Source organism: Streptomyces sp. NPDC041205, assembly GCF_055591765.1.
Map to the genome: position 1 here is coordinate 219,301 of NZ_JBVIZH010000004.1, position 22,752 is coordinate 242,052.

Sequence of the window (22,752 nt, forward strand, 5' to 3'; positions counted from 1 at the left end):
CTTTACTTGCGCAGCCGTACTTCGAACGCGTCCCGCAGCCCGTCGCCGATGAAGTTGAACGCGGCGACGACCAGCACGATCGCGATGCCCGGAGGGAAGATCAGCCACCAGTAGCCGTTCTGCGTGTACGTGATCCCGGCCGACAGCATCGAGCCCCAGTCGGCCGACGGCGGCGGGATGGAGAGGCCGAGGAACGCCAGGTAGCTGACGTAGAGGATGGCGTCGGCGATCTGGAAGGTGCAGTTGACGATGACGGTGCCGATCGCGTTCGGCACGATGTGCTTGAAGACGGCCCGCGCGCCCCCGCCGCCCATCATCCGCATCGCCTGGACGTACTCGCGGTTGCGCAGCGAGAGCGCCTCGCCGCGCACGAGCCGTGCCGGGGACAGCCAGGCGACGGCCGCGATGATGAGGATGAGGACGCCCTTGCTGGGCGTGATGATCGCGGCGACGACGACGAGCAGGAACATCGCGGGGATTGCGAGCGCCGCGTCCGTGATCCGCATCATCGCTGCGTCCACCCAGCCGCCGAAGTAGCCGGAGACGGCTCCGTACACGGTGCCGAAGAGGGTGGCCAACAGGCCTGCCGCCAGGCCGATTTCGAGGGACGTCCGGCCCGCGACCATGAGGCGGCCGACCATGTCGTAGCCGAGGTCGGTGGTGCCGAGCAGATGGCCGTCGGTGCCGGGGGAGAGGTTCGCCCGGGACAGGTCGGTGTGGATCTGCTCGGTGTCGTACAGGAGCGGGCCGAGGTAGCTGAAGGCCAGGAGCAGCGCGAGCACGACGACGCCGGTGAGGGCGAGCTTGTTGCCGGTGAAGACCTGGAGGGTGCGGCGGGCGAGCGAGGGCGTGGCCCGCGCGGCCTCCTCGTGCCCGGGCGCGGTGCGCGGGGCCGTCGTGGTGGTCATGCCACGCTCCGTATCCGGGGGTCGAGGACGGCGTACAGGATGTCCGTGAGGAGTGAGCCGAGGACGGTGGCGATGCCGACGACGAGCGTCACGCCGAGCAGCACGGGGAAGTCCGAGCCCTGGGCGGCGTTCCAGAACAGCAGCCCCATGCCCGGGTAGTTGAACATCGACTCGACGACGAGCGCGCCGCTGAACAGCGTCGGCAGATACAGGCCGAGCAGCGTCGCGAGCGGGATGAGCGCGTTGCGCAGGACGTGCCGGACCAGGATGCGACGGCTCGACTGGCCCTTGGCCATGGCGGTGCGGACGTACTCCTCGGTGAGGTTGTCCAGGACCGCCGAGCGCATGTAGCGGCTGAACATCGCCACGATGCCGAACGCCATCGTCACCACCGGAAGCACCAGGCCCGTGAAGTCGCCGAGGAGTTCACCGACCGACTCGCCCTGCGGCGCTTCCGCCGGGAGGACCGGGAAGACCTGCGCGAACAGGATGATCATGATCAGGCCGAGGAAGAACACCGGCGTCGCGTACAGCAGGAACGCGAGCCCGGTGAGCGCGTAGTCCGAGGCCTTGCCGCGCCGGACCGCCTGAAGGAGTCCGAGCGGCACCGCGATGACGACGGCGAGCGCGGTCGAGAGGACCGTCAGGAGCAGTGTCTTCGGCAGCCGCTGCTTGAGCAGCTCGAAGACCGGCGAGTTGAGTTTGTACGAGTCCCCGAGGTCGCCGGTGAACAGCCGCTTCAGGTACATGAGGTACTGCGTCGGCAGTGAACGGTCGTACCCCTGCTGGTGGTTGAACTGTTCGATCTGCTGCGGGGTGCCCTTCGGGCCGAGGATGGCGCGCGCGGGACCGCCCGGCAGCATGTGCAGGAGCACGAAGACGATGATCGACACCAGGAAGAGGACGACGAGCGCCTGCAGGAAGCGCTTGACCAGAAAGCCGGTCACTTGTCGGCCTCCTTCTTGTTCTTGACGTAGTACCAGTCCTGCGGCGCGAACGTGACCGTCGGGTTCTGCTCGATGCCCCGCAGGTCGTTGCGGATCACCGAGACCTGGTACGCGGGGTTGGGCATCCACATCACCGGCAACTGGTCGGCCAGGTAGGCCCCGTACTCGTGCACGGCCTTCATGTCGGGGGAGTACTGCACGGAGCGGATGATGCGGTCGGCCTTCTTGTCGCTGTAGTTGCCGAAGTTCGCCGACGCGCCGGTGGAGAACAACTGCTCTCCGCTCGGGTTGAGCGGGTAGTACCAACTGCCCGCGGTGCCGAAGAAGGACATGTCCCAGTCGCAGCCGGGGTCCTTCGCCGTGCACGGGACGGAGTTGCCGAGCACCGAGTTGAGCGGCTGCTGGCGGACCGTCAGGTCGATGCCGGCCTTGGAGAGCGACGACTTCAGCTCCTGCATCATGTTCGTCGTCTCCGTGGAGCCCGACTGCGAGAGCAGGGTCAGCTCCAGGGGATCGTCCCGCTCGATGCCCTTGCCGCACTCGTCGGCGCCCGTGCCGGGGCGTACGCAGCGCGCGGTGCCGTCCTTCGTCTCCCAGCCGTGGGCCTTGAGCAGGGACGTGGCCTTCGCCACGGAGAACGGGTAGCGATTGCGTTCCATTGCCTTCGACAGGTACTGGCTCTTCGGCGTGACCGGCACCGGGCCGAGCGTCGGCGTCGCGCTGCCCTGCCAGACGACGTCGCTCATCGCCTTCTGGTCGACGAGGTGCTGCATCGCGCGGCGGATGTAGAGCTGGCGCATCAGCGGGCCCGCGTGGGTGGAGTTGAAGTTGTAGACGATGTACGTCGCCGCCCAGCCCTCCCACGGATCGACGCGATAGCCCTTGTCCTCGAACTTCCCCTTCTGCGCCATGACCGACGGCGGGATGTAGCCGTAGTCGACACCGCCCGAACGCAGCACGTTGTACTCGGAGTCGGCGGTGGTGAAGGGCTTGAAGACGACCTTGTCCAGGTGCGGGCGCTGGGACCTCGGCCCGGTGAACTTCTCGTTCGGGACGATGGTGACCTGACCGCTGTCGCGCCAGCCCGCCAGCTTCCAGGGCCCGTTGACCGTCTTCCACAGCGGGTCGGAGCCGTACGAACCGAGGCTCTTCGCGTGCTGGGTGAGACGGGCGAAGACGGCCTTGGCGCCCTTCTTCGTACGGTCGAAGTCGCCGACCGGGCCGCCGTCGGTCCGCGCGCCCCAGGCGTGCTGGGGCAGCGCCCGCATCAGCGTGAGCTGGTTGGCGGTGAACCAGTCGGGGTTGTACGCCCGGGTCAGGCGGAGCCGCACCGTGTGGTCGTCGAGCGTCTCGAACCGCTTGACGTTGTCGGGCATCGTGCCGACCGAGTAGCTGCCCCAGTTCGCCTTGTTGGCCTTCAGGAGGTTGAACCAGAACTCCAGGTCGCGGGCCGTGACCGGCTTGCCGTCGGACCACTTCACGCCCTTGCGCAGCGGCACGGTCACGGTCTTGTTGCCGTCGGAGTACTTCGGCTTCAGGCCGAGCGTGCTCGGCCCGTGCGTGGTCAGCCCGCCCTTGTCCTTGTCGAGGACGGCGTCGTACACCGGCATGAACAGCAGGAACTGGATGCCCGCGTTGTACGAGGCGCCATAGCCCGGCGGGCCGATCGGGAAGATCCAGTTGGGCGTCGCGTTGGGCGGCAGGGCCATGGTCGCGGTGCCGCCCTCGACCGGGACGCCGCCGGTCGGACCCATGTCGACGCGGCCGCCCTCGCGGGTGCACCCCGTGAGGACCGCGAGCACGAGGCCTGCGGCTGCGGCCGCCTTGAGTGAGCGCATGGTGGTGGGCCTCCAGGAACTGCCGGGACCGATCCGTACACGTGAGCGGTAGGGAGGCCCGAACGCTAGGCCTGCGAGGAAAAGCAAGTCAAGAGCTTCGTTCGGCAAAGAATGCGAAAGGTCGGAAGTTCGGGCGCCTTTCTCGGAAGGTCTGGTCAACTTCGTTCGTCGCGACCTAGTGTTCGGCTCGTACTCGAAGCAACTCGTCGAACGAACGGGGTCCGTATGGCCAGCAACGCACACGGCGAACCCGGATCGGCGCAGCACATCGTGCGGCTGGTCTCGTCGGGCGCGGCCGCCTCCAGGGCCGACCTGGTGCGGGAGCTGGGACTCGCGCCGTCCACCGTGTCGCTGCGCGTCCAGGAACTCGTCGCCGCCGGAGTGCTCACCGAGTCCGGCGAGGGCGCGTCGCGCGGCGGGCGCCGCCCCCGGCTCCTGCGGGTGCGCGCCCAGGGCGGCATCGCGCTCGCCGCCGACCTCGGCAGCCACCACGCCCGGCTCGGCGCGGTCGACCTCGACGGCACCGTCCGCGACACCGCCGACCTGCCGCACGACATCACCGCAGGGCCCGAGTCGGCCGTGGACTGGCTGTGCGAGCGCGTCACCGAACTCGCCGCGCGGGAACGCGCGGCGGGCCGCACCGTGCGCGCCCTCGGCGTCGCCTTCCCCGGCCCCGTCCGCCCCGGCGAGGGCCGCGTCCTCAGCCCGTCCCGCATGCCCGGCTGGCACCGCTACCCGCTGCGCGAGGTCCTCGCCGACCGACTCGGCCTGCCCGTGTCCGTCGAGAACGACGCCACGATGATGGCCGTCGGCGAGCACGCCGTGGCCCGCCCCGAGCTCGACCACATGGTCGTCGTGAAGGCCGGCCGGGGCATCGGCAGCGGGGTCATCGCCTCCGGCCGCCCGCACGACGGCGCGAACGGCGCGGCCGGGGACATCAGTCACGTACGCGTCGAGGAGGCGGGCGACCGGCCGTGCAGCTGCGGGAACATCGGCTGCCTGGAGACCGTCGCGAGCGGCGCCGCCCTGATCCGCGAACTCGCCCGCCAGGGCGTGGAGGTGGCGACCACGGGTGAGCTGCTCCGGCTCGTCGCGGACGGCGACCCGCTGGCCACCACCCTGGTGCGCACCGCGGGCCGCCACATCGGCGCGGTGCTCTCCGTCGTCGTGAACTTCTTCAACCCGCAGGCCGTGTCCCTCGGTGGTGTCCTCGCCACCGCCGAGCCGCTGGTCGCCGCCGTCCGGGGCGTGCTGTACGAACGCTGCCTGCCCGTGTGCACCGCCGATCTGGAGATCACCACCACGGTGACGGGCCCGGACGCGGGGCTGCTCGGCGCGGGCCTCACCGCCCTGCGCCGCCACCTGCGGACGGGGCCCGCCGCCCAGAGTCCCGCCACGGACCAGGAGCCGTCCGGCACCCCCGCCCGGGACTCCACCCCCGAGGAGCCCTCCGCCCCCGCCGACCAGGAAGAGAGCGCATCCGCATGACCACCGCCCCGGCCGCCCCCGCGACCGCCCCGGCCGTCACCCACCGCCGCCTGCGCGTCGGCATCGGTGGCATCGGCATCGAGTCCTCCACGTTCTGCCCGCACCGCTCCACCGCCGACGACTTCCGCCAGACCCGCGGGCAGGAACTCCTGGACCGCTACACCTGGACCCAGGCGGACTCCGACCTGGCGGACCTCGTCGAGTGGGTGCCCCTGCTGCACGCGACCGCGCTCCCGGGCGGCCCGGTGGAGGCCGAGTCGTATCTGGCCCTCAAGGACGAACTGGTCACCCGCATCCGGCAGGCGGGCCCCCTCGACGGGCTCGTGTACGACATCCACGGCGCCATGAGCGTCGTCGGCCTCACCGACGCCGAGGCCGACCTGACCGAGGCCGTCCGCGCGGCCCTCGACTCCGTCGGCACCCCCGACGGCACCGGCCGCCCCATGATCTCCACCGCCATGGACCTGCACGGCAACGTCTCCCACCGCTTCGCCGCGCCCGTCGACCTGCTCACCGCGCACCGTCTCGCCCCGCACGAGGACGCCTGGGAGACCCGCGAGCGCGCGGCCCGCAACCTGGTGCGCTGTCTGCGCGAGGGCAGCCGCCCGCACCGCGCCTGGGTGCAGGTGCCCGTCCTCCTTCCGGGCGAGAAGACCAGCACCCGCCTGGAGCCCGCCGCGTCCCTGTACGCCTCGCTCGCCGACATCGAGAAGCTTCCCGGCATCCACGACGCCGCGATGTGGGTCGGCTACGCCTGGGCGGACGAGCCGCGCTGCCAAGCCGCGATCGTCGTCACCGGCGACGACGCCGAACGCGCCGCCGCCGAGGCGCGGAAACTGGCCCGGCGCTACTGGGACGCCCGGCGCGACTTCGTCTTCGTCGGCCCGACCGGCAGCGCCGAGGAGTGCGTCGAGCAGGCCGTGGCCTCGACGAAACGGCCGTTCCTCATCAGCGACTCCGGCGACAACCCGACGGCCGGCGGCGCGGGCGATCTCGCGTACATGCTCGGCAAGCTCCTGGAGAACGACGCGATCCGCTCCGGCGAGGTCACCGCCGTGCACCCGGGCATCACCGACCCGGTCGCGGTCGCCCACTGCTTCGACGCGGGCGTGGGTGCCGAGGTGACGCTCTCCGTCGGCGGCAAGGTCGACGCCCACCACGGCGGACCGTACGAACTCACCGGCACCGTCGAGGCGTTGCAGCGCGCCACCGACCGGAAGGACCGGGCCGAGGGCGGCGCCTACGACCGGGGCGTGGACATGGCGGCGGTCCGGGTCGGCGGGCTCACCCTGATCCTGGTCGAGCGCCGCAAGCCCTTCCACACGCTCGCCGACTTCACGGGCCCGGCCGAGGGCGGCCTCGGCATCGACCCGCGCACGTACGACCTGGTCGTCGTGAAGATCGGCTACCTGGAGCCGGAGCTGTACGACATGGCGGCCGACTGGCTGCTCGCGCTCACCCCGGGCGGCGTCGACCAGGACCTCAAGAGGCTCGGGCACCACCGCGTGGAGCGGCCCTTGTACCCCTTCGACGAGGACGCGTACGAAGACGGCGCGGGCCCCGACCTGACGGCGGCCCTGCTGCCGCCGCTCTCCCCGCACCGCGCCTGACGCCAGAGAGGAACCGCCCGCATGAAGCGTGCCGCCACCCTGTCCGCTCTCGTCTGCCTGCTCGCCGTCACCGCCGCCGCGCCCGCGGCGCCGGACGCGGGCCGCGACCACCACCCCGGGCCCAGCAAGGGCACCCTCCTCGACTCCGTGCCGAAGAAGGGCGTCCTCAAGGTGTGCACGACCGGCGACTACCGCCCCTTCACCCATCGCGACATCGACGGGAAGTACAGCGGCATCGACGTCAAGATGGCCCACGACCTCGCCAAGTCCCTCGACGCCGAGCCGATGTTCGTCGCCACCACCTGGAAGGAGATCGCCGACGACGTCGCGGACGGGCGCTGCGACATCGCCGTCGGCGGCGTCTCCATCACGCTGCCGCGTGCCCGTCAGGTGGCGTTCAGCGAACCCACCCGCGAGGACGGCAAGACACCGATCGTGCGCTGCGCCGACAAGGCCCGCTTCGGGGACGGGGCGCTGGCCGACATCGACAAGCCCGGCACCAAGGTCGTCGTCAACCCCGGCGGCACCAACGAGCAGTTCGCCCGCGCGCACATCAAGCGGGCCTCCCTCATCGTGCACCCGGACAACTCGACGATCTTCAAAGAGATCATCGACGGCCGCGCGGACGTGATGATGACCGACGCCAGCGAGACCCGCTACCAGGCGAAGATCCACCCCGAGCTGTGCTCGCTCCACCCCGAGAAGCCCTTCACCTTCGCCGAGAAGGCCTACGCCGTGCCGCGCGCGGACGCGCGATTCAGGGAGTACGTCGACCAGTTCGTGCACCTCGCGACGCACGACGGGACGTACGCGGCGTACGAGGCGGAGTGGCTGGAGTAATCCGATGGAGGTAGGTGGCCGGGCCATGTACTGTGGCGCGGTCATCTGGCCGACCGGGCATCTTTCCTGGTCAGCGGCGTCTCTCAGGGAAGAAGCAGGGCAGTGGAACACAGCGGATGGGCCGACGAACGGTTCGGGGCGGTCGCGGACGTCTTCGCGGAGAACTTCGCCGAGTTCGACGAACTCGGCGCGGCCGTCACCGTGTTCGTCGACGGCCGCGAGGTCGTGAACCTGTGGGGCGGCGTCGCCGACCAGCACACCGGCCGGGCCTGGCAGCAGGACACCGTCGTGCCCGTCTTCTCCTGCGCCAAGGGCATCGTCAGCGTCTGCGCCCACCTGCTCGCACAGCGGGGGCGCCTCGACCTGGACGCCCCGGTCGCCACGTACTGGCCGGAGTTCGCCCGCGGCGGCAAGGAGTCGATCACCCCGCGCATGGTGCTCGGCCACCGCGCCGGGCTCCCCGTCCTCGACGCCTCCCCGGCCTTCGCGGAGATCACCGCGTGGACGCCGGTGGTGCGCGCCATCGAGGAGCAGGAACCGCTGTGGGCGCCCGGTGAGACGTACGAGTACCACGCCCACGTCTTCGGCTTCCTCCTCGGCGAGGTGATCCGCCGCGTCACCGGACTCACCCCGGGCGCCTACTTCCGCGAGGCCGTCGCCGACCAGCTGGGCCTGCGCACCTGGATCGGCCTGCCGGAGCGGGAACTCGGCACCCTGGCGCGGCTCGTGGAGGCGCCGGGCAGGCCGCCGATGCCCGGCCCCGAATCGATGCTCACCCGCATGGTCACCATGAACGGCGCCTTCGTCTTCCCCGGTGTCGACGTCCCGCACGGCTGGAACGACCCCGCGCTCCTCGGCGCGGAGATCCCCGGCGCGGGCGCGGTCTCCTCGGCGCACGGCCTGGCCGCGCTGTACGCCGCCGCCGCGACCGGCGTCGACGGATCCGAGCGGCTGCTGAGCCGCGAGACCGTCACCGACGCGGTGCGTGAGCAGTCCGGCGGCACCTCGTGGCTCGGTTTCGACATGGGGGCACGCTGGGGCTCCGGCTTCCTCCTCGACGCCCCGGACTTCCGCCCCACCCTGGGGCCGCGCAGCTTCGCCAACGACGGTGCCGGCGGCCAGTTCGCCTTCGGCGACGACGAGTTCGGGGTGGGCTTCGCGTACGTGGCCAACAAGATGATCGGGCACGGAGACACGCGCGCCAACCGCCTCGTCGCGGCCGTACGGGAGTGCCTGGGGGAGCGCGGAACGCCCGCCTTGGGGTAATCCCTGGGCCCGCCCCCGAGGACGCGGCGCGCGCGGCGGTTCTACGGTGGCAGCGCCAGGAGCGGCAGGAGTCGGGGGACTTCTGCGACGGGGGGCTCCTGGTGAGCGGCTATCGGCCGGAGGTCCGGACATGCACCCTTCCCGCAGGCGCTGCGTACACAGCGGGACGAGCGGACGGCTCGCCACGACCAGCACCGACGACATCGACGCGCTCGTGGCGAGCCTCAAGGACCGGCCGCGTGTGGTCCTGCACTTCCACGGCGGGCTCGTCGACGACGCGCTCGGGTTCGCCACCGCCGAGCGGCTCACGCCGGTGTACGAGGCGGCGGGCGCCGAGCCCGTGTTCTTCGTGTGGAGCAGCGGCCTCCTGGAGATCCTGCAGGGCAACCTGCCGCAGATCCTCAGCGAGGGCGTCTTCCAGACGCTCCTGAACCGGGTGACCCGCTACGCCGCCGGAGTCGTCTTCCGGCGCCCCGGCCAGCGCGCCGCGGGTTCGCTCACCGCCCCGCCCGCCCGGGCCGTGGCCGCCGAACTCGCCCTGCTGCGCACCGGCCAGGAACCCTACGCCCGCCTGAACCCGCCCGCCGCCGTACCACCGCTCGGTGAGGCCGAACGCGTCCTCATCACCGCCGAACTGTCGGCGGACACCGAACTCGCCGACCGCAACCGGGAGATCGTGGGCTCGGTCCTGCGGTCGGCGCCCACGACGACCGCCGCGCGCGATATCGACGGGGGGCGCGCGGCGGTCGCCACCCTCATGTCACCGGACACGGTGGCCGAACTCGCCGCGGACACCGACGGGGGCAACCGGCGCGCCCTAGTCACGTCCGCGCTCCTCGTGCGCAAGACCGTGCGCGTCATCGCCGCGGTCGTGGGCCGCTTCCGGCTGCGCACCGACCACGGCCTGTACCCGACCGTCGTCGAGGAGATCCTGCGGGAGTTCTACCTCGCCAACGTGGGCGCCGCCGTCTGGGACGCCATGAAGCGGCAGACGGCCGACACGTTCGCGGCGTCCGACGAGATCCGCGCGGGCCGCTACTTCCTTGACCGCTTCAGCCAGCTCCTCGCCTCCGGCAGCCGCCCCAAGGTCACCGTCGTCGGGCACAGCGCGGGCGCCGTCTTCATCGGCAACCTGCTCACCGACCTCGCCCGCAGGCGCGCCGCCGCCGACGACCCGCTGCCCGCGGACTTCCGCGTCCGCGACGTCGTGCTGCTCGCGCCCGCCTGCACCGTCACCCAGCTCGCGCCGGTCGTGCGGCTGCGCCGCGAACTCTTCGACCGGCTGCGGATGTTCACGATGACCGACCCGGCCGAACGCGCCGACCACCTGGTGCCGCTGCTCTACCCGAGGTCGCTGCTGTACTTCATCTCCGGCGTCCTGGAGCGCGGGCCCGCCCGGCAGTCGGCCGTCGCGCCGATCGTCGGCATGCAGCACTGGTACACCGCCGACGGAGCCTTCGGCGGGCGGGACTCCGAGGAACTGCGGGCGTTCCTCGCGGCGGACCCGCGGCGCACCGTGTGGTCGCCCGTGGCGGCGGGGGAGCCGGGGCTGAGCTCCGGCGCCCGTACGCACGGCGCGTTCGACGACGACCCCGAGGTCCTGGCCAGCCTCGCGCGGATGCTCGCCGACTGACCGGCGCACGGGTTCACACACGGGTGCACGAGGGGGAAGCCCGATGAACGACCTGCACTACGCCGTGGTCGTCGGCATCAACCGCTATCCGGCGATCAGCGACCTGAGCGGCGCCCGCGGCGACGCGGCACGGTTTCACGACTGGCTCGTGGACTCGGCCGGAGGCAACGTACCGGCCCGGAACGTCGCGCTCGTCACGGCCACCGAACGCGACGAGCGCGAGGCCGACGTGATGAGCGCCGTCCCGACCCGGGAGAACGTCAACCGCGCCCTGTACCTGACCCACAGCGCGGTCCGCGCCGCCGTCGCGGCCGGCGGCGACTGGGCCAACACCCGGCTGTACGTGTTCCTCGCCGGGCACGGCATCGCGCCGTTCGGCGGCGACGCCGCGCTGCTCATGGCCAATGCCGCGATCGACCTGCTCGGCAACCACATCGCCGTACGCCCGTATCTCTCCTGGTACGAGTCGGCGTCGCCGTTCCACGAGATCGTCTTCTTCGCCGACTGCTGCCGCACCCGCTTCGGCGGCGTCACCGCGTTCGGGCCGCCCTTCACGGACACCACGGAGGCCCCCGACAAGGTCGAGAGCTTCGTCGGCTACGGCTCGGCACTCGGCGACCCTGCCTACGAACAGCTCTCGCCCCACCCCGACCAGTCGCGCGGGCACTTCACCAGCGCTCTCCTGGAGGGCCTGCGCGGGGCGGGCGGCGGCACCGTCACCACCGAGGGCGAGGTGACCTCCGACAGCCTCGCGCGCTACGTACGCCGCCACGTCCTCGACCGCACGGCCGGGGAACTCGTCCCGCAGGAGGCCCGGTTCCTGCGGGAGACCAGTACCCCGATCGTCTTCGCCAGAGGGCTCGGCGGGGTCGGATCGTACCCGGTGACCCTGCGCTTCCCGCCGGGCTTCACGGGCGGCGTCGAGCTGCGCGGCCGGGGCTTCGACGAGCCGCGCAGGCTCGACATCGACGGGGCGGACCATGTCGCGTCCCTGGTGCCCGGGCTCTACAAGGTCGTCGCGGACAGCTTGACCGCGCCGGAGTTCAGGGACGGCGGATTCTTCGAGGTGGTGACCGGGGGTGGCAGCGTTGTCCAGTTCTGACCAGTCGCGTACGGAGGAGGCGCAGCGGCGTCCGGAGGTGCCGTTCGTCGTCGTCCCCGACACCCCGTCGGTCCTCATCACTGTGACCGACGAGGCCCTGACCGAGGTCGCCCACGGCATGGGCACCATGGAGACGACCGTCGCCCCCGGCATCTACCGCATCGAACAGCGCTTCGCGGGCGCCGTGGCGAGCCAGTTCGTCGAGGTCGGCACGACCGCCTTCACCGCCCGCCTCCCGCTGCCCCGCGTCCCCGCCCCCGCCCCCGTCGAACACACCGTCACCACGCGGGCCGCGCACCGCGAGGCCACCCTGCGCTGGAGCACGGAATCCACGCACCGGCGGGGCCGGCCCAGCCTGATGGTGCTGCTGCGCAACCTGCGCCGCGACTGGCACCTCGACCCCGGCGCCCTCCAGATCACCGACGGGAGCGGCACGGCCGTGGACGGCGGCGAGACGGGCTGGCGGGCGGACCCGCAGCAGGGCTGGGCCGCCTGGAGCGGCCGCCTCGCGCCCGGGGGCTACCGGCTGCGGCTGCGCGAACCGTCCGGCGACGGGCTGCCGCTGGCCCAGGCCCTGTGGGTGTCGGAGGGCTGGACGACCCTCGTCTTCGTCGGCAACGGGCCGTACGGGCCGCTGCCGCAGCACGCCACGGTCGAGATGGCCCCGCTCGGCACCGGCTGGCGCCCGGCCGACGAGGCCCTGAACCTCGCCCGCGAGGCCGCCCTCTCCGGGCTGCGCCAGGGCATGGACCTGACGTCGGAACGGCAGCTGTTCCCGATGCTCGAATCGGAGCGCCTCGACCCGTTCCTCGGCATCCTCGGCGCGCACGCGATGCTCCTCGACCGGGCGCCCGACCTGCGCCGCCTGGACCAGGTCGTGCAGCGCCTCGCCCCGCACGTCCCCGGGCACCCCGACCTCGCCGCGCTCAGCACGCTGTTCGACGGGGCGGCCCCGCAGGTCTCGTCGCCGCCGATGCTGGCCGCCTCCTGCCAGCTCCTCATCCGGGCCGACGGCGCCGACCCCGGAGTGATCAAGGACGGTTCGACGGCGGAGAGCGTCGCCGAGCACCTGGTCGGGCGCGGTGTCTGGACGACGTGGCTGGAGGAGGACCGACGGCCCGCGGCGGGGGCGCGCGGCGGCCTCACGGCGGCTGCCGCCGGGCCCTCGGCAGCCGACCCGGTGAACCGGGTCCAGGCGTACGTGCGCGAGATCGCGACCCTCGCCGACAAACCCGTGGACGAGGTCCTGCGGGACGTCCCGCGCGACGAGCTGTGCCGCAGGACGGGATTGCCGCACCGGCCGGTGGAGCGGGCGATCGAGCGGTTGCGGGAGTCGGGGGAGGGCTGAGCGGGGCCGGGCCGGGTCGGGCAGCGGGGACCGGCCCCGGGGCGGGGGATGAGTGGAGGGGCCGGGCGGCTCGGGGGAGCCCGGCCCCTCCGGCATGGGTGCGCGGGCATGCCTGTGGGCGGTGAAGCGAGGCAGTCCTGAAGGCGGGTGGACGGCGAAAGCCAGCAGGCAGGCGGACGGCGAACGCGCGACGGCCGGTGGGCCGCGAGGGCGCGCGGGGAGAGGCAGGTGCCCCGCGGGTCGGCCGTGTCGCGGCCTCCCGCGGAACTTGGGCACCCCGTCCAGGGCGTGAGCGACCACCCAGGTGGTGGCCGTGACGGCCGGCGCGTCGCTCAACCAGGGGAGATCCCCCTTCTCCCCGCATCCTGGACGGGGCACGTCCCATCGTGACGGCCGGGCGTCACCGCGGCGTCACATCATCCGTGGGTGCCGTGTCCGGCGCCCCGCCCCCGCGAACCCGGAGCGTGCCGCCCTCCCGCCCGCACGAGGACGGACCGCCGCGCCCTCACACCAGAGCGTGCCGCAGCATCGACGAGAACTGGCCCGAGGGCTCCACGCCGAGTTCCCTCAGGAGGAGTTCGCGGAACGTCTCGTACTGCCGCACCGCCTCCGTGAGGTTGTGCTCCGCGAGGTGCACGGACACGACCGCGCGGTGGGCGCTCTCGCGCAGCGGGTCGACGCGGGTGCTCTCCAGGGCGGCCTCCAGCGCGGGCGCGTACAGGCACCGGGCGACGAGCCGCGCCGACAGCGCCTCCAGGGCGTGCAGCCGCAGCTGATGCAGCCGCTCGCGCTCGAAAGACACCCAGTCCTGCTGCCAGCCGGGCAGCAACTCGCGGCCGCAGAGCAGCACGTGGTAGGCCGTCCGCATCCGTTCCCGCGCGGCGGACAGGGCGTCCCCGGACAGCACGTGGTGCGCCGCGTGGGTGAGGTCCTGGATGTCGACGCGCACCCGGTGGCTGAGCGAGAGGGCGCCGTCGTGGGTGTCGGTGAGCGCCGAACCCGCCCCGTTGAGCCGCCACACGGCGGTGCGCAGGCTGGCGCGGGCCCGCGCCTCGGTGACCTCGGGCCACAGCGTGCCCGCGAGCGCCGAGCGCGTCGCCGCCCCGCACAGCGCGAGCCGCGCGAGCACCTGACGGCCGCTCGCGGGGACGTCCAGCGGCTCGCCGGCGCGCGCGTCGAGACAGCCCGGGTCGTCCGGACACACGGCGGTGCAGTCCGGGTTCCCGCAGGCGGGTTCCGGCGCCTCCCGGCTGAGGAGGAATCCCCCGAGCAGCCGCAGCCGCAGTGTCGGCCGCTCCTCCCCGGCCGCCCCGTACCTGATGGAAACCATCGGGCCACCTCCAGTGGGCTCCCGCGTTCGCCCTGCCCTACCGGCTCGACCGTACGAGCGGGGCGCGGCGCGCGCCTCCGGGACCGTGCCGGGGATTACCCCGGTTCGCTCAGCCCGCCGACGGCGACGAGGACGGCGGCCCGATCCGTCGGACGAGGCCGATCCGTGAGGTGATCCCGAGCTTCGCGTAGGTGTGCCCCAGGTGGTATTCGATGGTCTTGACGCTCAGGGCGAGCGCCGTGGCGATCTGACGGTTCGTGAGGCCCTGGGCGGCGAGGCGTGCCACGGCCAGCTCCTGGGGGGTGAGCGTCCCGTCCAGGGCGTCGGCGGCGGCGTCCCGCTCCCGGCCGCCCGCCGGAAGGTCGGGCGCCGCCCGGCCGCAGGCGTTCAACTCCCTCAGGCACAAAGCCCGGTAGGGCCCCGCGCCGAGCGCCGTCATCGTCGTGTACGCGGCCTGCAACTGCGCGATCGCCAGGGACCGGCGGCCGATCCTGCGCAGGAACGACCCGTGGTCCAGCTCCACCCGCGCCCGCACGAACGGCATCGGGACCTGCGCCGCGTGGTCCTGCGCCCGCGCGAACGCCGCCTGCGCGCGCTTGGGGTCGCGGCGCGCGGCGGCCAGATTGCCCCGGGCCCGCGCGGCCGCGGCGAGCGACCCGTGCCGGCCACGGGCCCGCGCCCGCTCCTCGAACGGGCCGAGCACCGCCTCCGCCTCGTCCAACTCGCCGACCTGCACCAGCGCGTCGCCGAGCAGCGGCTGCCAGTCGACCACCCCCGGCTCGTTGACGCCGTCCTGCTCGGCGAACCGCAGCAGCGGCCGCAGCGCGTCCACGACCTCCCGCGGCTCGCCGCGCGCGTCCGCGAAGTGCCCCCGCGCGCACACCGCGTACGCGTACGCGACGGGCGTCTCGGCGCCGCCCGGCACGTCGAGGGCGGTCCGCAGATGGTCCGACGCGCGCTCCCAGGCGCCCCGCGCGGCCAGGATCTGCGCGGACACGCCGTGCGTGACGGGCTTCAGCCACGACTGATCGGTGTCGTCGGCGATCGACGCGGACGACTCGGCGTGGATCAGCGCCTCGTCCCAGGCGCCGAGCCGGTGCAGGGTCTGGGCGAGCGCGGACGCCGAGAGCAGCCGCAACGGCACGGTCGTCGTACGGCAGTTGGCGACGGCGCCGAGCAGATCCTGGCGCGCCCCCGGCAGGTCGTCCGACCACAGCTTCAACTGCCCGCGTGCGAGCAGCAGATCGATGCTCTTCAGCGGCACGATCATGGGGTCGGGCAGATCCGCCGCGATCGCGATGCCCTCCTTGGCGCGGCCGCTGAGGCCCAGGGCGATGAGGTGGTTGAAGCGCAGCATGCGGCTCGGTCCCTGCGCGGTGGACAGGCGCTGGGCGCGCTCGGCCCACTGCGCGGCGAGCGCGGCCCGGCCGCACATCACGGCCGCGTAGCTCAACTGCTCGGCGGCGCGGGCCGCGAGGGACGGGTCCCGCTCGCGGTCGCACTGCTCCCAGGCGTCCGCGAGCAGCGTCCGGGCCGCCTCCGTGCGCCCCTGTACACGCGCCACATAGCCGCGTACGTACCCGCGCAGCGCCGGATCGGCCCCGTCGGGCACGCCGTTGGCCAGTTCGGCGGCCTCCTGCACGCGGCCGTCGAGCAGCAGTGCCTCGACGGCCTCGACGGTGAGCCGGTCCCGCTCCCGTGGGCTCGTCGCGACGCGTGCGGCGTGCCGCAAGTGCGTACCCGCGACGGCCCATTGGCCGGTGGCGGCCTCGCGGCGCGCGCAGGTCGCCAGCGCGTCGGCGAGCTGCTCGTCGGGTCCGGTGGCGGCGAGGACGCGGTGGCGCAGCTTGGTGTACTCGTCGTCGACCAGCTCCGCGGCCCGGGTGTGCAGGGCGGCGCGCTGGGCGGGCCCGATGTCCTGGTAGACCGCCGCGTGCACCAGCGGGTGCGGGAAGGCGACCTCGGGCGCCACCCCGGCGGGGGTCTCGCGCAACAGGCCCGTCTTGACGGCCCGTTCGAGTGCGGGCAGCGGCTGGGTGACCCGCGCGAGGTGGGCGGCGGTGCGCAGTCGGCAGGAGAGTCCGAGCACGCTCACCGCCTGCACCAGGCGCTGGGTGGCCGCCCCGCAGTCGGCGAGGTTGGCGAGCACCAGCATGGCGTACGACCGGGGCGCGGGCAGCGGCGTCGCCACGTCGAGCAGGACGTCGGGCGGCACCTGGCCGAGCAGCGCGCGGGCGTGCAGCGGATTGCCGTGCGTGTGGGAGTGCAACCGCTGCGACGCCGAGTGCGGAAGGCGCGCGGAGCCCAGGCGCACGCTGAGCGCGGCCAGCTCGCCGGGGCTGAGGCCGTCGAGGGCGAGGCGGCGCGTGGGGGTGTCGGTGAGCAGGCGGCGCAGTCCGTCGGGCAGTTCGGGCACCTGCGGGTCGCGCAGCGCGACGATCGCGAGGACCCGGTCGTGGCGCAGCCGTCGCAGCGCGAACGTCAGCGCGTTCAGGGACTCGGGGTCCGACCAGTGCGCGTCGTCCACGACGAGGATCACGGGCCCCTTGCCCTGCACCTCGCTCAGCAGGTCGAGCAGCCCGAACCCGGCCGCGAGCGGCGGCAGGTTGGCGTGCAGGGACTGCGGTACGCGGACGAGACCGGCCAGGGTCTCCGGCACCGGCAGCGGGCTCTGCCCGACGAGCTGGGCGAGCACGCCGCACGGCAGCGCGCTCTCGTTCTCCTCACCGCTCGCGTGCAGCACACAGGTGCCGTGCACCGAGTCGAGGAACCGGCGCACCAGTGCCGTCTTGCCGATGCCGCCGGGCCCTTCGAGCAGCACGAGCCGCGGCGAGCCCGCGCAGACAGCGGCGAAGTCCTCCTGAAGCGCCGCCAGTTCGTGCGTGCGGCCGCAGAACGCGTCGCCGGGCGGCGGGGCGTGGAACAGGTCGTTCGCTGTGTCCTCGGGTGTCATCACCGCCCCCGCGCATCGGCACCGGCCGCGGGTGACCCGAAAGGGACAGTGACCCGTGCCGGGCGCATGGCCAGGACACCACGATGATGGGCGACCGGCGCTCCGCACAAGGCGAATTCCGACTTCCGTGCATGAGGACCGGCCTGGCCGCGGCCGTGCGGGCGCTCGCTCGGCCGCCCGTTACGGAGCGGTCAGCCCGCCGCCCGGCGGCTCCCGGCGCGGCGTGTTCCGCCCGGCGCCCGGCGACTCCTGGTGCGGCGGCGCGTCCAGGCCCGCGCCTTCCGGCAGGGGAGGTTCGAGCAGCGCGAGGAGTTCGAGCCAGCCGTGGAAGGGCCGCGGACTCCCGCAGCTCTCGGCGGCGACGCTCCCGCACACACCGTCGTGCTCGCGGTACACCTCGATGACATAGCGCACAACGCCTCCCGGGGACCGGCCCAGGACGTGAGCCGTGACGCATGGCGACGCCGCCCAGAGTAGAAGCGCCCCGCCGGGCGCCGCGTCGGTGCGGCACCTAGGGAAATCCCTAGGGTGGCAAGGGAGTTGTGACCGTAGGTGCTGGGGGCGTCCGGTGCGCGCGCTGCACAAGGTGCGCGTGGTGCGCGGGCCGCAGCCTGCGGCGCCAGGCCCCTCGCGGGCGACGCCGCAGGTCGCGTCCCTGCGGCAGCAACGCGCCGACGAGGGCGCGGACGACGGACGGCGGGGGTGGGGCCGCGGGCGGCAGCGGTACGGGGGACGGGCACATGGCGCCGATCATGGCACCCAGCGAACAGGGCCTCCGGCGCGTATCTGCCCCTTGCCCGGCCCCTTGAGCCTGCCCCTTGCCCGGCCCCTTGAGCCTGCCCGTGAGCCCGTGAGCCCGTGAGCCCGCGGCGGCGGGGGTGCCCGTGCCCACGCGTTCCGCCACGCCCCTGCCCGCCAGCCCAGTGACACCTGTGACCCCCCGCGCAGGCGGTGTTGCTCAGCGCAGCGTGGTGAGCGAGTGTTCCTGGCATGGATCGCGACAGGAACCACACCCCCCTCCCTCCTCCTCGTTCCTTCCAGCCGTCACGCCGTCAACTGCTCGTCGCCGCAGGCGTGGCCGGGGCGGCCGGTGCCGTCGGTGCCGTCGGGGCGGCGGGCGCCGGGCCCGCCGCGGCGCGGGAATCCGCCGGTGTGCCCCTGTCGTTCAGACGGGCCACCAACGGCTCGGCGACGCTCTCGCCCTCCGGAGACCGGCTGGTCGCCGAGGTGCAGCACGTCCTGTGGTCCCAGCCGCGCGGCGGGGGCAAGGCGACCCGGCTCACCCCGCCCGGCCTGGAACCGAACCGGCCGGTGTACGCGCCGGACGGCGGACTCGTCGCGTTCTGCGCCTTCCAGGGCGGCGGCTTCCACATCTGGACCATGCGTCCCGACGGCTCGGAGGTCGAGCAGCGCACCGAGGGCCCCTGGGACGACCGCGGTCCGGCCTGGTCGCCCGACGGCACGCGGCTCGCCTTCGCCTCGGAGCGCGGCGGCGACCCGGTCGTGGGCAGCCCGTACCGCGTCCACGTCCTCGATCTGCGCAGCGGCGAGCTGTCCCGCGTCACCGGGGTGCCGGGGCAGGACGGCCCGCTGCAGGACGGCCCCTGGGAGGACTTCGACCCCGCCTGGTCGCCGGACGGGAAGCGGATCCTGTTCGTCCGGGCGAAGGGGGTCACCACGGCCACCGGCCTGGCCCTGGAGGCACGGACCGTCGCCGTCGCCCCGGCCGACGGGGCGGGCCCGGTCGTCGTGGAACACACCGAGACCGAGAACGCCCAGGTCATGACGCCCGCCCCGAGCCCGGACGGCCGCCGCCTCGCGTATCTGCGCACCACCCCCTCGCCCGCCGCGTCCTGCGCGCTCGTCGTCGACGGCAAGCGCGTGGACGTCACCGGCGACATCGCGCCCGTACCACCGCGCTGGACGAAGGACGGCAAGCTGCTCCTGACCGTCGACGGCCGTTTCACCCTCGTACGCCCGGAAGCACCGGGCACGGCGGAGGCGCTCGCGTTCGACGGTGTGCTGCGCGTGGACCGGCCGCGCTACCGGGTCAAGGAGTACGACCTCGGGCTCGTGGAGCAGCGGGTGCGGCCCGTGCGGGGGGTGCATCTGCCCGCGCTCTCTCCGGACGGCCGCAAGGTCGCCTTCGCGGCCCTCAACTCGCTGTGGCTCGCGGACGCGAAGGGCGGCCGGGCACCGAAGCGGCTGCGCAGGGCGGAGCCCACGCGCTATCTCCTCGCCCCGTCGTGGGCGCGGGACGGGCGTTCCCTGGTGTACGCCGACGACCGCGACGGACTCCTCGGCGTCTACCGGCGAGACCTGGCGACCGGCAAGGAGACCGCGCTGGCGACGGGCGGCCGGGTGCACCCGGCGCTCTCGCCCGACGGCCGCAGGCTCGCCTGCCTCGACATGACCGGCAGGCTCGTCGTGCGCGACCTGGACGCGGGCACCGAACGCGTCCTCGCCGACCCGCTCGGCGGCGGCGGGATTCCCGGACGGCCGAGCTGGTCGCCGGACGGCCGTCTGCTCGCCCTGTGCGACCGCAACCGCCTCAACCTCCGCTTCCGTGAGGGCTACAACCTCATCCGTGTCGTCGACGCCGGCACCGGTACCGCCCGGCTGCACGCCGTCGCGCCGCACACGTCCGTCGCCGACCGGTACGACTCCGGGCCCGTCTGGTCGCCGGACGGGCGCTGGATGGCGGTGATCGTCGAGTCCGCGCTGTGTCTGCTGCCCGTCGCCCCCGACGGCAGCCCGCGCGGCGAGCTGCGCACCCTCACCACCGAACCCGCCGACCACCCCACCTGGTCGGGCGACTCGAAGACGCTCCTGTACCTTTCGGGCGCCAAGCTGCGCCTCATCGGCGTCGACGGCGGCCACGCCCGCACCGTGCGCGTCCCGCTCGACCAGCGCAGGCCCGCGCCCGCCGACACGGTCGTACACGCCGGACGGCTCTGGGACGGCACCGGCGACACGGTCCGGGAGGACGTCGACATCGTCGTACGCGGTGGGCGCGTCGCCGCCGTCGAACCGCACCGCGCCTCCCGCGAGGGCACCCTCCGGCGTGTCGACGCCTCGGAGGGCACCGTCCTGCCGGGGCTGTGGGACACCCACACCCACCCGTGGCAGAGCACCTACGGCGGCCGCCAGACCGTCGGCCAGCTCACGTACGGGATCACCACGGCCGTCTCGCTCGGCGGCTTCGCGTACGAGCAGGCGCGCATCCGTGAGGCGGTTGCCACCGGGCAACTCGCCGGGCCCCGCCTGCTGACCACCGGCGAACTCCTCGACGGCGGGCGCGTCGCGTACAGCATGGGCCGCGCCCACCGTACCCGCGCGGGCCTGCGCCGCTCCCTGGAGCGGGCCGCGCAACTCGACTGGGACTTCGTCAAAACCTATGTGCGGGCGCCCAGTTGGGTGATGGAGGAGGCCGCCCGGTTCGCGCATGAACGCCTGGGTGTGCGTTCCGGCAGCCACTTCCTGTCGCCCGGCATCCAGTCCGGGCAGGATCTGACGACCCATCTGCAGGCGACCCAGCGCGCCGAGTTCGGGCACGCCATCACGGCGTCAGGGCGTGCCTACGACGACGTCACGGAGATCTACAGCGCACGGGGAGCGCGGTTCGCGATGATCGCGACGCCGTTCACCTCGGCACCGCTCCTGGGTGCCGACCCCGGCCTCGCCGACGACCCCCGGGTCACCGCCGTGATGGCGCCGTGGGACGCGGCGGCGGTCGTCAAGGGCGCGGGCACCCCGCCGACGGCCGCCCAACTGGCCACGCTGCGCACGGAGACCGACATCTACCGGCGCGTCCTCGCCGCCGGGGGCCTCGTCGCGCTCGGCACCGACCAGCCCCTCGTCCCGATCGGCCTGTCCCTGCACCTGGGCCTGCGCGCCCTGCACCGCGGCGGCCTCTCCCCGGTCGAGGCGCTGCGCACCGTGACGGTGCTGCCCGCGCGGCTCTTCGGCGTCGCGGACGACCTCGGGACAGTCGAGTCGGGCAAGGTCGCCGACCTGACGGTCGTGGACGGCGACCCGTTCACGGACTTCACGTCGCTGGTGCGGACCGTGGCGGTGCTGCGCGGCGGCACTCCGTACGAGACCGACGACCTGGTGTCCGCGTTCCCGAAGGCGACCCGGCACGCCCACGAAGGCTCCGACTGGCTGAAGGTGGGCCGCCTCATGCGGCGGGACGGCTGCTGTGATCCCGGGGTGTGAGCCCGGAGGCCGCGAACGTCGCCCGGTGCGGGGTGGGGCCCACCCCGCACCGGGCGACAGCTCAGCTCAGACGGATCGCAGGTACTGCTGCGGCACCCGCACCTCGGCGCCCAGCTCACGCGCCGCCTGCCGTGCCCACGACGGGCTGCGCAGCAGCTCACGGCCGAGCAGGACCGCGTCCGCCTCGCCATTGGCGACGATCTTCTCGGCCTGCTCGACGCCGGTGATCAGACCGACCGCGGCGACCGGGAGCCCCGTCTCCTCGCGGACCCGCGCGGCGAACGGGACCTGGTAGCCGGGCCCGACCGGGATCTTGACGCCCGCGGCGTTGCCGCCGGTGGACACGTCGAGCAGGTCGACACCGTGCTCCTTGAGGAGCGCGGCGAAGCGCACGGTGTCGTCCGCCGTCCAGCCGCCCTCCTCCAGCCAGTCGGTCGCGGAGATACGGAAGAACAGCGGCTTGTCCTCGGGCCACACGGCGCGGATGGCGTCCACGACCTCCAGGGCGAAGCGGACGCGGTTCTCGAACGACCCGCCGTAGGCGTCGGTGCGCCGGTTGGAGTGCGGCGAGAGGAACTCGCCGACCAGATAGCCGTGCGCGCCGTGCACCTCGGCGACCTCGAACCCGGCGTCCAGGGCGCGCCGTGCGGCGTCCGCGAACTGCCGCGCCACGTCATGGATCTGATCGACGGTCAGCTCCGTCGGTACGCTGTGCCGCTCGTCGTACGCCACCGGGCTCGGCCCCACCGGCTGCCAGCCCTCCGCCGAACCGGGCGCGAGCGGCGCGCCGCCCAGCCACGGCCGGTCGGTGGACGCCTTGCGGCCCGCGTGCGCCAGCTGAATGCCCGGGACGGTGCCGTGCTGCTTCAGGAAGCCGGTGATGCGGCGGAACGCCTCGACCTGCGTGTCGTTCCAGATGCCGAGGTCGGCCGGGGAGATGCGGCCCTCGGGGCTCACGCCGGTCGCCTCGACCAGGATCAGGCCGGTGCCGCCGGTGGCGCGCGCCGCGTAGTGCGCGAAGTGCCAGTCGGTCGGCACGCCCGCCTCCGGGCCCGACGCCGCCGCCGAGTACTGACACATCGGCGCCATCCACACGCGGTTCGGGATGGTCAGCGATCGCAGGGTGTAGGGCTCGAACAGCGCGCTCACGGCGGCCTCCAGTAGTGACGGCGGCGGTACGGAAGGGGGCGCCTGCGGCCGGGGCCATGGGGGCGCCTCCCACTCGTACGATAAGCATCGTAGTACGGCATCTGTCAAACTACGATGAGTCT

General features: G+C 73.3%; 15 protein-coding genes. 8 read left to right on the plus strand and 7 right to left on the minus strand.

Features of this window, described 5'->3' with window-relative positions; all coding sequences use genetic code 11:
* Positions 1–2 precede the first annotated feature (2 nt).
* The 3 genes from ACZ6BG_RS20805 to ACZ6BG_RS20815 are packed head-to-tail and all read right to left on the minus strand — an operon-like array spanning position 3 to position 3,693.
* Complete coding sequence (locus ACZ6BG_RS20805) at positions 3–908, minus strand: ABC transporter permease (RefSeq protein ID WP_469003436.1); 906 nt, start codon at positions 906–908, stop codon at positions 3–5.
* A complete protein-coding gene (locus tag ACZ6BG_RS20810; RefSeq protein ID WP_468482742.1) occupies positions 905–1,855 on the minus strand; it encodes an ABC transporter permease in 951 nt (316 codons plus the stop codon). The genes ACZ6BG_RS20805 and ACZ6BG_RS20810 overlap by 4 nt, the downstream gene beginning before the upstream one ends.
* On the minus strand, positions 1,852–3,693 hold the full coding sequence (locus tag ACZ6BG_RS20815) for a peptide ABC transporter substrate-binding protein (protein WP_469003439.1): 1,842 nt from the start codon (positions 3,691–3,693) through the stop codon (positions 1,852–1,854). The genes ACZ6BG_RS20810 and ACZ6BG_RS20815 overlap by 4 nt, the downstream gene beginning before the upstream one ends.
* A gap of 225 nt (positions 3,694–3,918) precedes the next feature.
* On the opposite strand from ACZ6BG_RS20815, the gene ACZ6BG_RS20820 reads away from it, so the two are divergent.
* The 7 genes from ACZ6BG_RS20820 to ACZ6BG_RS20850 all read left to right on the plus strand — a co-directional run bounded on the left by ACZ6BG_RS20820 (position 3,919) and on the right by ACZ6BG_RS20850 (position 12,980).
* Positions 3,919–5,181 (plus strand): ROK family protein, encoded by a 1,263-nt coding sequence (locus tag ACZ6BG_RS20820; RefSeq protein ID WP_469003441.1) that lies wholly within the window; start codon positions 3,919–3,921, stop codon positions 5,179–5,181.
* Positions 5,178–6,791 (plus strand): M81 family metallopeptidase, encoded by a 1,614-nt coding sequence (locus tag ACZ6BG_RS20825; RefSeq protein ID WP_469003443.1) that lies wholly within the window; start codon positions 5,178–5,180, stop codon positions 6,789–6,791. The genes ACZ6BG_RS20820 and ACZ6BG_RS20825 overlap by 4 nt, the downstream gene beginning before the upstream one ends.
* Before the next feature lie 21 nt (positions 6,792–6,812).
* Positions 6,813–7,631: a transporter substrate-binding domain-containing protein gene (locus ACZ6BG_RS20830; protein ID WP_469003445.1), complete on the plus strand. Its 819-nt coding sequence runs from the start codon at positions 6,813–6,815 to the stop codon at positions 7,629–7,631.
* Positions 7,632–7,733: 102 nt separating this feature from the next.
* A complete protein-coding gene (locus tag ACZ6BG_RS20835; protein WP_469003447.1) occupies positions 7,734–8,897 on the plus strand; it encodes a serine hydrolase domain-containing protein in 1,164 nt (387 codons plus the stop codon).
* Between the two features lie 130 nt (positions 8,898–9,027).
* Positions 9,028–10,530, plus strand: coding sequence for a hypothetical protein (locus tag ACZ6BG_RS20840; protein WP_469003449.1), 1,503 nt, complete (start codon positions 9,028–9,030; stop codon positions 10,528–10,530).
* Positions 10,531–10,573: 43 nt separating this feature from the next.
* Positions 10,574–11,632: a caspase family protein gene (locus ACZ6BG_RS20845; RefSeq protein WP_469003451.1), complete on the plus strand. Its 1,059-nt coding sequence runs from the start codon at positions 10,574–10,576 to the stop codon at positions 11,630–11,632.
* Positions 11,619–12,980 (plus strand): hypothetical protein, encoded by a 1,362-nt coding sequence (locus tag ACZ6BG_RS20850; RefSeq protein ID WP_469003453.1) that lies wholly within the window; start codon positions 11,619–11,621, stop codon positions 12,978–12,980. Before ACZ6BG_RS20845 ends, ACZ6BG_RS20850 begins: the two co-directional genes overlap by 14 nt.
* A 505-nt stretch (positions 12,981–13,485) precedes the next feature.
* Here the strand turns inward: ACZ6BG_RS20850 and ACZ6BG_RS20855 are convergent.
* The 3 genes from ACZ6BG_RS20855 to ACZ6BG_RS20865 all read right to left on the minus strand — a co-directional run bounded on the left by ACZ6BG_RS20855 (position 13,486) and on the right by ACZ6BG_RS20865 (position 17,677).
* Positions 13,486–14,310: an AfsR/SARP family transcriptional regulator gene (locus tag ACZ6BG_RS20855; RefSeq protein ID WP_469003455.1), complete on the minus strand. Its 825-nt coding sequence runs from the start codon at positions 14,308–14,310 to the stop codon at positions 13,486–13,488.
* Positions 14,311–14,419: 109 nt separating this feature from the next.
* Positions 14,420–17,263, minus strand: coding sequence for a helix-turn-helix transcriptional regulator (locus ACZ6BG_RS20860; protein ID WP_469003457.1), 2,844 nt, complete (start codon positions 17,261–17,263; stop codon positions 14,420–14,422).
* Between the two features lie 180 nt (positions 17,264–17,443).
* A complete protein-coding gene (locus ACZ6BG_RS20865) occupies positions 17,444–17,677 on the minus strand; it encodes a hypothetical protein (protein WP_469003459.1) in 234 nt (77 codons plus the stop codon).
* 576 nt (positions 17,678–18,253) lie between these two features.
* Here ACZ6BG_RS20865 and ACZ6BG_RS20870 point away from each other — a divergent pair.
* A complete protein-coding gene (locus ACZ6BG_RS20870) occupies positions 18,254–21,481 on the plus strand; it encodes an amidohydrolase family protein (RefSeq protein ID WP_469003461.1) in 3,228 nt (1,075 codons plus the stop codon).
* Between the two features lie 66 nt (positions 21,482–21,547).
* Here the strand turns inward: ACZ6BG_RS20870 and ACZ6BG_RS20875 are convergent, their stop codons facing one another.
* Positions 21,548–22,630, minus strand: coding sequence for an NADH:flavin oxidoreductase/NADH oxidase (locus ACZ6BG_RS20875; protein WP_469003463.1), 1,083 nt, complete (start codon positions 22,628–22,630; stop codon positions 21,548–21,550).
* Positions 22,631–22,752: the final 122 nt, after the last annotated feature.

Coding starts and splice junctions, on each gene's coding strand:
- ACZ6BG_RS20870 (WP_469003461.1), top strand. CDS start 18,254: ATGGATCGCGACAGGAACCACACCCCCCTCCCTCCTCCTCGTTCCTTC.
- ACZ6BG_RS20820 (WP_469003441.1), top strand. CDS start 3,919: ATGGCCAGCAACGCACACGGCGAACCCGGATCGGCGCAGCACATCGTG.
- ACZ6BG_RS20845 (WP_469003451.1), top strand. CDS start 10,574: ATGAACGACCTGCACTACGCCGTGGTCGTCGGCATCAACCGCTATCCG.
- ACZ6BG_RS20860 (WP_469003457.1), bottom strand. CDS start 17,263: ATGACACCCGAGGACACAGCGAACGACCTGTTCCACGCCCCGCCGCCC.
- ACZ6BG_RS20855 (WP_469003455.1), bottom strand. CDS start 14,310: ATGGTTTCCATCAGGTACGGGGCGGCCGGGGAGGAGCGGCCGACACTG.
- ACZ6BG_RS20830 (WP_469003445.1), top strand. CDS start 6,813: ATGAAGCGTGCCGCCACCCTGTCCGCTCTCGTCTGCCTGCTCGCCGTC.
- ACZ6BG_RS20805 (WP_469003436.1), bottom strand. CDS start 908: ATGACCACCACGACGGCCCCGCGCACCGCGCCCGGGCACGAGGAGGCC.
- ACZ6BG_RS20825 (WP_469003443.1), top strand. CDS start 5,178: ATGACCACCGCCCCGGCCGCCCCCGCGACCGCCCCGGCCGTCACCCAC.
- ACZ6BG_RS20815 (WP_469003439.1), bottom strand. CDS start 3,693: ATGCGCTCACTCAAGGCGGCCGCAGCCGCAGGCCTCGTGCTCGCGGTC.
- ACZ6BG_RS20840 (WP_469003449.1), top strand. CDS start 9,028: ATGCACCCTTCCCGCAGGCGCTGCGTACACAGCGGGACGAGCGGACGG.